We start from the raw sequence: 11287 nt of genomic DNA, 5'->3' as shown, positions 1-11287 counted from the left end.
GAATTTCATCATGGGATATGCAGGCATTTACTCGCTTGCCCATGCCGTGTTCTTTGGCGTCGGGGCCTATGCCGGAACCTATGCGGCGATGCATTTCAACACATCGATCTTCGTCACCCTGCCCGTTGCCATGGTCGCGGGGGCGTTTCTGTCGCTTATTCTGGCCTTGCCCGCCCTGAGAGTGAGAGGGGAGTATTTCGTCGCCGCCTCCCTCGGCCTGCAGGTGCTTGCGGTGACGATTTTTTCCGAATGGAAATCCGTGACCGGCGGCATCGGCGGATTAATAGGCATCCCGCCGCTGGATGTGGCGGGCTTTGACGTCTTCAAGCCAAGCCAGTTCATTTTTCTCACCGTTGGCGCGCTGATCATAATCCTCTTTGTTATCAACCGGCTTGTGCATTCCAGTTTTGGTCGTAGCCTGCGGGCGATCCGTGATAGCGAAAGTGCCGCCGCGGCCTTCGGCAAGAACGTGCCCCTCATAAAAACCATCTCTGTTGTTATTTCCGCCGCGTTGACGGCAGTTGCGGGCGTTATGTATGCCAGTTATCTCAGCTTCATCAATGTCGAGAGTTTCAAGCTCGACACTTCCGTTCTGATCATGGCGATGGTGATCATCGGCGGCACCGGCACACAGGTCGGCCCGATTATCGGTGCGGCATTATTGCTTATCCTGCCGAGCCTGATCAGCTATATGGACTTCCTTCCTCAGACAGAGATCGGATCCATTCAGCAAATTGTATACGGTCTTGGCATGACGTTGCTGATGATCTACCGCCCCGGGGGCATCATTGGCCGCAAGAAGCATTCCGAGACAGGAAAAGAAAAATGACAGCCACGATCGATGTCAAGCAAGCCGTCCTTATGGAAATCCGCAATGTCGACAAGGCGTTCGGCGGGGTCAAGGCCGTTGACGATGTTTCAATGGATCTGAGGGCGGGAATTATTACGACACTGGTCGGCCCCAATGGCGCCGGCAAGACAACGCTTTTTAACGTCATTACCGGCGAACTCACGAAAGATAGCGGCTCGATCACCTGGCTGGGCAGTCCGATCAACCGGATCAAGCCCTATCAGGCCGCCCGCGCTGGCATTCTGCGAACCTTTCAGGACTTGCGCCTGTTCAATGAAATGTCCGTTGAGGATAATATCCTGACCTCGCTTGAGGCCAACTCCTTCCCCGTCCCCCTGACCCGGAGCCGCCGCGCGGCCCGGCGTGACAGGGTCGACTATGCCTTGAACCGGACGGACCTGTTTTCAAAGCGGAAAATGCGCGCCAAGGACCTTGCCTATGCGGAGCGTAAATTCCTATCCCTTGCCCGCATCATGGCAACCGAGGCACAGCTGTGGCTGCTGGATGAGCCCGCCTCGGGGCTGGACCCAAATTCCTATGAAAAGTTTTTGGAGATCCTGCGCGAAGAGGTAAAGCAGGGGGTTACCGTATGCATTATCGAGCATAACCTTGATATCGTTATCGGCATCTCCGATCGTATCGCTTTTCTGGACCGGGGAAAATTACTGGCCGATGACGAACCGCAAATCGTGCTGAACGATCCTGCTCTCAGGGCAATTTACTTCGGAGAACAGGCATGACAAAATCGGCAGTTCTGACCGCGCAACACCTCACCGCCGGATATGGCGGGCATCCGGCAATCAACGACATATCGATTGAACTACGCGAGGATGAAGTGCTCTGCCTCATCGGTCACAACGGCGCCGGGAAATCGACGTTGCTGAAATGCCTGTTTGGGCTGCTGGCATCAGAGTCGGGCGTCATCGAAATTGACGGACAGCAGACAACGAACGACACCGCCCGGGAAATTTCCCGCCGTGGCGTCGCCATGGTCCCCGAGGGACGAGGCGTTTTCCCGAGCCTGTCCGTGAACGATATTTTCACCCTCGGCATGCAGGCCGCCGGCATTCCCAAAAAACAGCAACCGGACCGGGTTCAATGGGTGCTGGAGATTCTGCCCGCCATCAAGGAATTTTTGACCCGTCCTGCCGGCACCTTATCGGGGGGGCAGCAACAGATGGTCTCTATCGGCCGCGCCCTTCTCAACCGCCCCCGCATTTTACTTATGGACGAGCCCTCCATTGGACTGGCCCCGAAACTGTTTCAGGATTTGCTCGCCCCCATCCGGGCTCTCCAGCAACGCGAAGGGTTATCCGTCCTTCTCGTCGAACAAAATGTACGGGAGGCCCTGAAAATCTCCGACCGCGCCGTGGTCATGAAGTCGGGCGCAATGATATGGGAAGGCCCACCTGAAGAACTGCAAGACAATGAGCGCCTGATGGAGCTTTACTGATGGCATTTACAAACCTTACCTTTGACAGCGCCATTGCCGACCGGGTGACGGCGGAGGTCGCAGGTGATGAGCGACCGATTTTCGTGACCGAAGAGGGCAACGCGATCTCCCCCTCGGAATTCGAGGCATCGGTCTCGGCAAGTGCCGCCTGGCTCGCATCTCGCGGGATTGTCGCCGGGGACCGGGTGGCGATCTGGCTGCCCAACAGACCCGAATGGATGATGCTGTTATTCGGATGTGCCCGAATTGGGGCCATCGTCGCGGCGGTAAATACCCGCTATCGCACCGCGGAGCTCCATCATATTCTGAAGTCCAGCGGCGCAAAGATGCTGATTTTTGAAGGACAGAATAATTACACCGATTTTTATACTCTGATATCGGAACTTGTGTTTGCCGAGCTGCCGGACCTGAAAATGCTGGCCTGCATCGACAAAGGACCGGAGCCCTTGCCGGCCATTAATGATATTGCCATTGATTTCTTCGAACCGGATGCTAGCCTTCCAACTCCTCCTGTGGTAGCGGCGCCAGACAGTTCCGTTCTGCTGTTTACCACCTCCGGCACCACTAACGCACCAAAACTGGTTTTGCATCTACAGCGCACCCTTGGACTGCATGCAAATAACTGCGCCCCCGCCTTCGGCTTCGATGGTGTTAAGGCCCGGTATCTTGCTGTCATGCCATTTTGCGGGGTCTTTGGCTTGAATCCGACGCTGGCCGCCATTGCAGGCGGGGCTCCGGTCTACCTGAATACGCAATTCCAGACGGAGCTAGCGACCCGAACCGCCAAGGAAAATGCCATAACCCATATGTTTGGCAGCGACGAGATGTATCACCAGATATGGCAGGCCAATCCACAGGCGTTCGCCCATGCCCGGATCTGCGGATTTGCCACTTTCACGCCGGGCCTGAAAGAAAAACTTCATCAGATGGCTGTGGCGGGCGTGCCTTTGGCGGGCCTTTACGGGGCCAGTGAATTGCACGCAATTTATTCGGCTCAGCCTCTCTCCCTTCCCATCGAGCAGCGCCTACAGGGGGGCGGAAAACCAGTAAGTGGGGCAATGGCGGAGATCCGGGTTCGAAATACCGAAACAGGCAAGCTTTGCGCCGTCAATGAAGTCGGCGTGCTGGAGTTCCGCACGCCCACCAACTTTGCCGGCTACTACCGCAATGAAGAGGCAACCGCAAAAGCCATTGACAGGGAAGGCTATTTTCACAGCAATGACGCGGGCTACCTGCGGGGCGACGGGACCTTTGTGTATCTGGCCCGAAACGGGGATTTCCTGCGCCTCTCCGGCTTTCTCACGGACCCCAAGGAAATCGAAGAAGTTATCGAGCGGAACGAGACTGTCGGCAAATGCCAAGTGGTCGGTATTGAATATGAAGGAAAGACACGGCCCGTGGCCTTTGTTATTCCGTCAGACCCCGCCAGCCCTCCCCTCGAGGACAATATCCTGAGTCAGGCCCGGGAAACCCTCGCGCATTATAAAGTCCCCCTTCGCGTCATTACGATCGATAATTTCCCGACCACCGAAAGCGCCAATGGCCTCAAAATCCAGAAAACCAAACTACGTGATCAGGCAAGCGCCCTGCTGTCGTGATCCAGTATAGATGTGCGTCAGGCTGAATGACGTCAGCTTTCAGTTTGCCGGGCGTCACTGGATCCCGGAAAATATATGCGGGTCCGATTTGCGAGGGCCACCAGGGTCAGCATCACTGGCACCTCGACCAACACCCCAACCACGGTGGCCAATGCCGCGCCGGAATGCAGCCCGAACAGGCTGATGGCGACCGCAACCGCCAGTTCAAAGAAATTTGACGTGCCGATAAGGGCCGCAGGGGCGGCAGTGCTGAACGGCACCCGCCACACATAAGCCCAGCCGTAAGCAATGAAGAAAATACCATAGCTCTGGATTATCAGCGGGACGGCAATCAGTCCGATCACCAGAGGCTTATCCAGTATGGTTTGCGCCTGAAAGCCGAATAAGAGAACGACCGTTGCCAGCAAGCCGATGATCGAGAACGGTTTAATTTTCTCGGTGAACCGGCCTATCCGCTCAGGGCTATCCGCGCCATCCAGCATTTTGCGCGTGACATAGCCTGCCGCCAGCGGAATGACGACATATAAGACAACCGAGAGGATCAATGTCTCCCATGGCACAAATATATTGCTGATACCCAGCAAAAAAGCGGCGAGTGGCGCAAAGGCAAAGATCATGATGATGTCGTTGACGGAAACCTGCACCAATGTGTAATTGGCATCGCCCCGGACGAGCTGGCTCCAGACAAACACCATTGCCGTACAGGGCGCAACGCCGAGCAGGATCATCCCGGCGATATATTCCTTGGCTGTTTCAGGCGCGATCAGTCCGGCAAAGACATATTCAAAGAACAGCACACCGAGCGCCGCCATTGTGAACGGTTTTATAAGCCAATTGACCACCAGCGTAATACATAGTCCCTTAGGTTTACGCCCAACATCCTTGAGGGAGGCAAAATCAACATTCACCATCATCGGATAGATCATTACCCAGATGAAGATCGCCACCACCAGATTGACGTGAGCGTATTCCATTTCGGCAATCGCCTGAAACAGGGAGGGTTTGGCAACACCCAGTCCGACGCCAGCCGCAATACAGAACGCCACCCATAATGAAAGGTAGCGTTCAAAAAACCCGAGAGGTGACTGTGTTTCTGTCATAGCAATTCTGTTTCAATCCTGTTCTTGAGCATGGTGAAGGCGTCATCAAAGGCGGCAAGGACATCTTCCTCCGCGCCCTTTGCTTTTGCGGGGTCAGGAGTACTCCAATGCATTTTTTTATGTTGTCCAAGGAACAACGGGCAGCTTTCCGACGCCGCGGCATCACAGACAGTAATGACGAGATCAAAATGCTGATCCGCAAATTCATCCCATGATTTACTGTATGGCTTGCCCGGATTAAAGCCGTGTCGCTTCAGCGTCTCGATAGATTTTGGATGTACATAACCAGCGGGATCACTCCCTGCGCTTACCGCTTCAAACCGGCCCTTGCCTAATTGGGCGAGGATGGCTTCCGCCATAATTGAGCGACAGGAATTACCAGTACATAGAAAGAGGACGCGCATCATTTTCCGGCACACTCTTTTCCTGTAAAAAACTCAATAATTTCCGTCGCGCCCGTTGCATCCATGTGGCAGGAGACATTGTCGGTCTCACAGCAGTTGTCGACCATGTAGCGGATCAAGTCGCGGACACATTCGAAACTGGCAGTGTAAATTATCTTGCGCCCGTCTTTGCGGGGTTTGATCAAGCCAGCTTTAGTCAGATGTGCCAAATGAAAAGAGAGCGAGTTATGGGCTATCCCCAGCCTGTCACTGATAATACCCGCAGCCAGGCCGGATGGTCCGGCCTCGACTAGTATCCGAAAGGCCCGTAACCTCGATTCCTGCGCGAGCGCCGCGAAGGCGTCTATGGCTTGGTCTATTCTCATATGTCGAATATGATCGACATATATTAATCTGTCAAGAATTATCGACACATTAATACATGTCGATTAAGGATAAAATATCGCCATCTGCACCGAGCGCTCTTTACCCCCGCAATTCCTTCCTGCGTCCCGCAGCCAACAGCCCGTTACAGCCCGTTTAACCCGCCTTCTCGCGCTTGCAAAAATTACCCTACGCACCTTAAGTTGTAGTTGGCATCTTTTAATTCCGCCCTGAATTCTGGAACCATTTAACGATTACTGCGTTTGATCATCCGTAAACGTCCCGAAATGGACAGATACGAATTTGGGACATTATAAACAATTACAGGAGAACGATATGCGTAATGTTATTAAGGCTACTGCTTTGGCTGTACTGCTCGGATCGGTTAGCATGGCAGCAACCAGTTACGCCGCCAGCGATCAGAAAGTAAACTCGGCCACAAGCCAGGTTGAAAATGGCGCCATGGATATGTCAAAGCTTATCGGCATGGATGTTTATGCGACTGAAAGCGACGAATGGGACGCATGGACCGAAAAGACCAGCGTTGAAAATGGCGTTGTCAAAAAATGGGACGATATTGGTGAAGTGAGCGACGTTGTCTTGAACGCGGATGGCTCTATTGATGCCGTTCTTGTGGATGTTGGCGGATTTCTTGGCCTTGGCGAGAAAACGGTTGCCTTGAAAAAGGACCAGTTCAAGCGGGTTTGGGAAACAAACAACAAGGATGAATATTTCATCGTTGTTAAAGGAACCAAAAAGTCATTGAAAAGCATGGCTGAAGCCCCTGACTCCGTGAAAGACATGGGGATGAAGGCGTCGGGCAACATGAAGCCTACTAAAACTGCGGCGACCGGCACGGCCATAAATACCACCAAAAAGGCGGGATCGCAGCTCGATAATGACAGCGTGCGGCTAAACCGCCCGATGATTGAAACAGAAGGCTATATGCAAGCCAAGCCGGAAGAGCTGACAGCCGACAAGCTCCAGGGCCTTGACGTTACGGGCAGCAACGACGAAGAAGTTGGTGAAATCAGCGATATTGTCCTGACCGATGACGGCAAGGTAGACAAGCTGATTATCGACGTTGGCGGCTTCCTCGGAATGGGCGAACATCCGATCGCAGTCGGCCTAGACGAAGTCAATATCATGCGCGAAAAAGATGGCGATGATTTCAAGGTATATATCGACGCGACCAAGGAAAACCTGGAGAAAAAGCCAGCCTATAAACTTAACTAATAAGCTTACCCCAGTACTACCCTGCGACAGTATATTATCGCTTGGTGGGGACTAGCAATAGGGAGCCGGCGTCTTGCCAACAGGTATGTTGATGGACGCCGGCTCTCTTTATTTTGGCATCATTCATCAGTTTCATCCGCGGTCGATGCATCTTGATAGAGATTAGTAACTTCGGGCGACAGGTTTGCCGTCAAGGCCAAGCGTTGATCGGGTTTTGCGCGCGGGCCTTTCCGTTCCAAATACGAAAAAGCGCCGTTATAACGGTCAGCCCCGAAGTAATGGCAGGAAGACCGAACTGCAATCCGCATGTTTTGCCTTCCGTTCGCACAAGCTGTGGATTAATTATTGGAAACGCGAATTTGGACGAGGATCCGCCCGTCCTCATTCAGGGGGATTGATTTGTTTTTGCGAGTGATTATTTTGAGGAGTCAGCGCTATGAAACAAAAAGAAGCAAAAAGTCCATACCCTTCGTTGACCCCTCTTCCTGTCGGTGGACGCCCCGGTAAATTAAGTCCACTATGAATTAATCAGCGAATGAGACGTTGGCACCCATTTTAATCACGCCGAATGATGGCAAGGAGTCCACAAATGAATGAAACATCACCTTACACACCTGCTAAAGTCTGGAAGTGGGAGAAAGAAAGCGGCGGGCGCTTTGCAAGCATCAACCGCCCCATTGCTGGCCCGACCCATGACAAGGAACTCCCGGTGGGCAAGCACCCGTTGCAGCTTTATTCGCTTGCGACCCCCAATGGCGTGAAGGTGACTGTGATGCTCGAAGAACTGCTCGCGCGGGGTTTCGAGGGCGCAGAGTATGATGCCTGGTTGATCAAAATCGGAGACGGTGACCAGTTTGGCAGTGGCTTTGTCAAGATAAATCCAAATTCCAAAATTCCTGCCCTCATGGATTATAGTTCCGCAAAACCCGTCCGGGTTTTTGAGTCCGGGGCGATCCTGCTGTATCTCGCAGAAAAATTCGGCGCCTTCCTTCCGAGTGATCCGGCGGACCGTCCTGAATGCTTGTCATGGCTATTCTGGCAGATGGGCAGTGCCCCGTATCTCGGCGGCGGGTTCGGTCATTTTTATAGTTATGCCCCCGTCAAAATCGAATATAGCATCGATCGTTTTGCTATGGAGGTGAAACGTCAATTGGATGTTCTTGACCGGCATTTGGAAAATAACCAGTTTATGTGTGGAAATGAGTATACAATTGCCGACATTGCAATATGGCCATGGTACGGCTCCCTTGTTTTAAACCGGACATATGAAGCCGCCGAATTTCTCGACACCGCATCCTATAAACATCTTGGAAGATGGACGCAGGAAATTGAGGAACGTAAAGCCGTACAGCGCGGCCGAATGGTCAACAAGACATCCGGCGCACCTGAAGGACAACTTCACGAACGTCATGATGCCAGCGACTTTGAAACCAAGACGCAAGACAAGATCGACGCGGAAAAATAATAACATAAACATCGTTCCGGGGGGAATTGCGGCGGTGGCCGCCTTTCCCCTTCGGATCTTTAAAATGTGTCGATTATGACGATGTATGCTCTGGAATAACGCGGATGAGGTCATATTTTATGCGTGCATCGGTGATTTGCCTGAAATAGGAAACCATCGACCGCCAGGGATCTCCAATACGTTGTAGTCCCGAGACAAAGGCCACGATAGTCCCGATCTCCGTCTCCCCCTGTATGACAAGCCACCCGCCGATTGAAATGACCCCGATGGTGCCAAGATGCGCCAGCAAATTCACCAGAAATTTCATCAGAAACTTCCACCGGAATATTTGTATGCGGAGGCGGTATATTTCCTCTATCTGCGGCGTGAATTCTTCCGGCGAATTTGGCTCTTCTGCGCTGTCATCTCCGGAGCGATCAACGATCGCTTCGCCGAGGTCTCGCAAAATTTCAATGCGCTCCTTTACCTTGCCGTTGATAATTTTCTGGATGGGCGGCACGAATAATAATTGAGGAATAATCAGGCCGATCGCCGATAGGGCAAGCATTGGCTGCACCCACACCATATATCCCAATACGCTGATCAATATTCCGCCCTGCAGGACCGGGCCGGAAATACTTTCGCCGACGAACCCGCCAAGCGGCTCCACCTCTGCGGAAACGACGGAGACGATTGTTCCTTCCGATTCTGCTTCATCCGAGGGGTCGCCCGCCGCCTCCCTCTCGGTCCCGGCGATGACACGATGCCTTAAAAGCCGGATGGTCGCCTCGGCAATTCGCCCCCGGCGCATATTCATCAGGTACTTAAGTCCGCCCTGCATAATAACGACCACCAGATAAAGCAGTGACAGCCCGATCAGCAAATCAACATTTTGATTAGTGGTCGCGTTATTGATAATCCGCCTTTGCAACTCCAGAGGGACCAGCGTTAACAGAAAAACGGCGACCGAAAGAACGGAAACGATGATCTGCTGACGGAGGCTTGTCTTCAAGATGAACGAAAATAATTTCTCCGGCATACAGTTTCCCTCTCCTCACGGCCTTCAGTTTGGCATGCAATGATAAGGAAGTCACCCCGGATATCAGACCGCCAGATGAGACGCATCTCATTTGTATCAGCCCATAAGAGGACGCATAATTCAATTCGGCAATATCTATATATGGTATTCGGAAAACGAAAATTACAAGGCAGGTGCCGATTGACGGCTTCCGGCTTGCAATGGACTGATCTTCAGGTGATGTGGTCGATACCTGTCAAGCCGTGATCATCCAAAGGCCCATACCGATCATGCCCGCACCGACCAGCCTTGACACGATCGGGCTGAAGGGAACAACTTTCTCGATCAGGACATAGATCATTATTGCAATGATCCAGTATATATTCATAACGCCAACTACGAATAGGAGCCCCATAAGCGCCCAGCAACAGCCGACACAATATACCCCGTGCCGCCATCCCATGACAAAAGCACCCCAATCCCCTTCCCGCCATTCGGTCATGAGAAAGGCAATCGGGGTTCTGCATTGATGAAGGCATCTTTGCTTGAGAGGCATCAATTGATAAATGCCGGCGGTGATAAGAACGCCCGCCGCAAGGGGACCTGGTACGATTTTCATCATCATTGGCGATAGATAGGCTAGCTCGGTGAGCACCGCTTGGAGGACTGTTGCCCCCACACTATAGGCCGCCCAGGTTGCAACGTAACCGCTTGCAAAGACGAGAACCGATAGCGAACGGCCGCTTTCCTGTCGATCCGCAGACCGCATGCGCGCATAGGCCGTGATCATAGTTCCCGCTGTCGGCACCATCATCGCCGCCATCATTATTGCCCACATGATGAACAGCCCGAATAGATACCCCGGATGAGATAAAGGCTGCTTCATCATCATCATCGACGACATGCCCGGAATTGCCGACATATCGGCCATCATCACGGCAAGATAAATCCAGCAGACAACGGCGATAACAATCGGCCCCCCCAGCGTCAGAAGAAATTGAAAGGGTGGCAAACTTTTCAACCGGGACACGGGATTGGCAGGCTGCGGATCTGACATGATTATTCGCTCTGGTAGGCAAAGGGCGAAAACACGGCCGTTTTGTCCGAAAGATCCCACGACATACCATGGTCTTTATAGGAAAGATGGGTGGATTTCGACACTGTTGCCGGGAAGCCCGGCGCAATACAGAGAGGATGACCCGCAATAGTGATCGGCCCGTCGCCCTGCCCTGTAACTTGCATAATTTCAACGTCGGCAATCTCGGGAATTTTCAGGGAATGCTTGCCGTTGCCGGCCGCAAAATTGATCGGCACCGATTTAACCCCGATAATTTCATCTATATGAGTAGCAAGTCGAGCGGGGTGCCCTCCGGCCTGCCCGCCAAAAATCTTCAGCAGGCTTCCGTTTTGCGCCTCGCTCGCGCGTTCATCAACATAGACGGCGACTTTCCATTGGGTTTTCGCCATATTCCCCGGCGAATGAACCGCAAGCGCGACATTCAGCCCCGAGAGTGCAACATCGTCGAAGCTGCCGTCTTCGATATGCCAGCCGACCAATGCCGTGCAGTCCCCTTCCGTTGGATCACTCAGGAAAAGACAGGGGCAGGCGACTTCACAGTTGCAGCTTTCAAAATATGTTCCGTTTAATGACCAGGACATGATGTTTTCCTCTTCCTAAATATTGGGTTATCGGTATTTACCAAAGATGTCTGTTTCGGCTTTCTTCTTGCGGCATTGCGCGCGATCTATATAATTTTCGTTTGGTATCTGTTACAGAATAGAGAGCCCGGTTGTGCGTTGCTTGAAGAGAAGCTTGGGATT

Annotated in this window: 12 protein-coding genes; 6 read left to right on the top strand and 6 right to left on the bottom strand. The window is 52.8% G+C overall.

The window, feature by feature from the left end; all coding sequences use genetic code 11:
• The 4 genes from ACESNI_RS18600 to ACESNI_RS18585 form a co-directional block, all read left to right on the top strand.
• Positions 1-829: branched-chain amino acid ABC transporter permease (locus ACESNI_RS18600; RefSeq protein ID WP_373089824.1), on the top strand; the 829-nt coding region annotated here is incomplete at its 5' end.
• Positions 826-1590 (top strand): ABC transporter ATP-binding protein, encoded by a 765-nt coding sequence (locus tag ACESNI_RS18595; RefSeq protein ID WP_373089822.1) that lies wholly within the window; start codon positions 826-828, stop codon positions 1588-1590. The genes ACESNI_RS18600 and ACESNI_RS18595, both read left to right, overlap by 4 nt.
• Positions 1587-2303, top strand: a complete 717-nt coding sequence (locus ACESNI_RS18590; RefSeq protein WP_373089820.1) for an ABC transporter ATP-binding protein — start codon at positions 1587-1589, stop codon at positions 2301-2303. Before ACESNI_RS18595 ends, ACESNI_RS18590 begins: the two co-directional genes overlap by 4 nt.
• Positions 2303-3901, top strand: a complete 1599-nt coding sequence (locus ACESNI_RS18585; RefSeq protein WP_373089818.1) for an AMP-binding protein — start codon at positions 2303-2305, stop codon at positions 3899-3901. Before ACESNI_RS18590 ends, ACESNI_RS18585 begins: the two co-directional genes overlap by 1 nt.
• A gap of 32 nt (positions 3902-3933) precedes the next feature.
• Here the strand turns inward: ACESNI_RS18585 and arsB are convergent, their stop codons facing one another.
• Genes arsB through ACESNI_RS18570 form a run of 3 tightly spaced genes read right to left on the bottom strand, consistent with a single transcriptional unit; the run spans position 3934 to position 5770 of the window.
• Positions 3934-5001 (bottom strand): ACR3 family arsenite efflux transporter, encoded by a 1068-nt coding sequence (arsB, locus tag ACESNI_RS18580; protein WP_373089816.1) that lies wholly within the window; start codon positions 4999-5001, stop codon positions 3934-3936.
• Entirely contained in the window at positions 4998-5408 is a 411-nt protein-coding gene (locus ACESNI_RS18575; protein WP_373089814.1) for an arsenate reductase ArsC, read from the bottom strand. Before ACESNI_RS18575 ends, arsB begins: the two co-directional genes overlap by 4 nt.
• Positions 5405-5770 carry an ArsR/SmtB family transcription factor gene (locus tag ACESNI_RS18570; RefSeq protein ID WP_373089812.1) on the bottom strand — a complete coding sequence of 122 codons (366 nt, stop codon included), beginning with the start codon at positions 5768-5770 and terminating at the stop codon, positions 5405-5407. Before ACESNI_RS18570 ends, ACESNI_RS18575 begins: the two co-directional genes overlap by 4 nt.
• A gap of 334 nt (positions 5771-6104) precedes the next feature.
• Here ACESNI_RS18570 and ACESNI_RS18565 point away from each other — a divergent pair, with 334 nt between their 5' ends.
• Together ACESNI_RS18565 and yghU are read left to right on the top strand one after the other, a co-directional pair.
• Positions 6105-7004 (top strand): PRC-barrel domain-containing protein, encoded by a 900-nt coding sequence (locus ACESNI_RS18565; protein ID WP_373089810.1) that lies wholly within the window; start codon positions 6105-6107, stop codon positions 7002-7004.
• A gap of 589 nt (positions 7005-7593) precedes the next feature.
• On the top strand, positions 7594-8469 hold the full coding sequence (yghU, locus tag ACESNI_RS18560) for a glutathione-dependent disulfide-bond oxidoreductase (RefSeq protein WP_373089808.1): 876 nt from the start codon (positions 7594-7596) through the stop codon (positions 8467-8469).
• A gap of 73 nt (positions 8470-8542) precedes the next feature.
• Here the strand turns inward: yghU and ACESNI_RS18555 are convergent, their stop codons facing one another.
• From ACESNI_RS18555 to ACESNI_RS18545, 3 genes are all read right to left on the bottom strand, one after another.
• On the bottom strand, positions 8543-9487 hold the full coding sequence (locus ACESNI_RS18555) for an ABC transporter transmembrane domain-containing protein (RefSeq protein ID WP_373089805.1): 945 nt from the start codon (positions 9485-9487) through the stop codon (positions 8543-8545).
• A gap of 235 nt (positions 9488-9722) precedes the next feature.
• Positions 9723-10523 carry a DUF2182 domain-containing protein gene (locus ACESNI_RS18550; protein ID WP_373089803.1) on the bottom strand — a complete coding sequence of 267 codons (801 nt, stop codon included), beginning with the start codon at positions 10521-10523 and terminating at the stop codon, positions 9723-9725.
• 2 nt (positions 10524-10525) lie between these two features.
• Entirely contained in the window at positions 10526-11125 is a 600-nt protein-coding gene (locus ACESNI_RS18545) for a DUF1326 domain-containing protein (RefSeq protein ID WP_373089801.1), read from the bottom strand.
• Between the last annotated feature and the right edge of the window lie 162 nt (positions 11126-11287).

The sequence above is a fragment of the Sneathiella sp. genome, assembly GCF_041689005.1.
Taxonomy (GTDB): domain Bacteria; phylum Pseudomonadota; class Alphaproteobacteria; order Sneathiellales; family Sneathiellaceae; genus Sneathiella.
The sequence above is the reverse complement of the archived record's forward strand: the minus strand, read 5'-3'. Positions and strand labels throughout refer to the sequence as shown.

Bases quoted from the DNA above. Each gene is read 5' to 3' on its own strand.
- ACESNI_RS18595 (WP_373089822.1), top strand. From the start codon at position 826: ATGACAGCCACGATCGATGTCAAGCAAGCCGTCCTTATGGAAATCCGC.
- ACESNI_RS18590 (WP_373089820.1), top strand. From the start codon at position 1,587: ATGACAAAATCGGCAGTTCTGACCGCGCAACACCTCACCGCCGGATAT.
- ACESNI_RS18585 (WP_373089818.1), top strand. From the start codon at position 2,303: ATGGCATTTACAAACCTTACCTTTGACAGCGCCATTGCCGACCGGGTG.
- arsB (WP_373089816.1), bottom strand. From the start codon at position 5,001: ATGACAGAAACACAGTCACCTCTCGGGTTTTTTGAACGCTACCTTTCA.
- ACESNI_RS18575 (WP_373089814.1), bottom strand. From the start codon at position 5,408: ATGATGCGCGTCCTCTTTCTATGTACTGGTAATTCCTGTCGCTCAATT.
- ACESNI_RS18570 (WP_373089812.1), bottom strand. From the start codon at position 5,770: ATGAGAATAGACCAAGCCATAGACGCCTTCGCGGCGCTCGCGCAGGAA.
- ACESNI_RS18565 (WP_373089810.1), top strand. From the start codon at position 6,105: ATGCGTAATGTTATTAAGGCTACTGCTTTGGCTGTACTGCTCGGATCG.
- yghU (WP_373089808.1), top strand. From the start codon at position 7,594: ATGAATGAAACATCACCTTACACACCTGCTAAAGTCTGGAAGTGGGAG.
- ACESNI_RS18555 (WP_373089805.1), bottom strand. From the start codon at position 9,487: ATGCCGGAGAAATTATTTTCGTTCATCTTGAAGACAAGCCTCCGTCAG.
- ACESNI_RS18550 (WP_373089803.1), bottom strand. From the start codon at position 10,523: ATGTCAGATCCGCAGCCTGCCAATCCCGTGTCCCGGTTGAAAAGTTTG.
- ACESNI_RS18545 (WP_373089801.1), bottom strand. From the start codon at position 11,125: ATGTCCTGGTCATTAAACGGAACATATTTTGAAAGCTGCAACTGTGAA.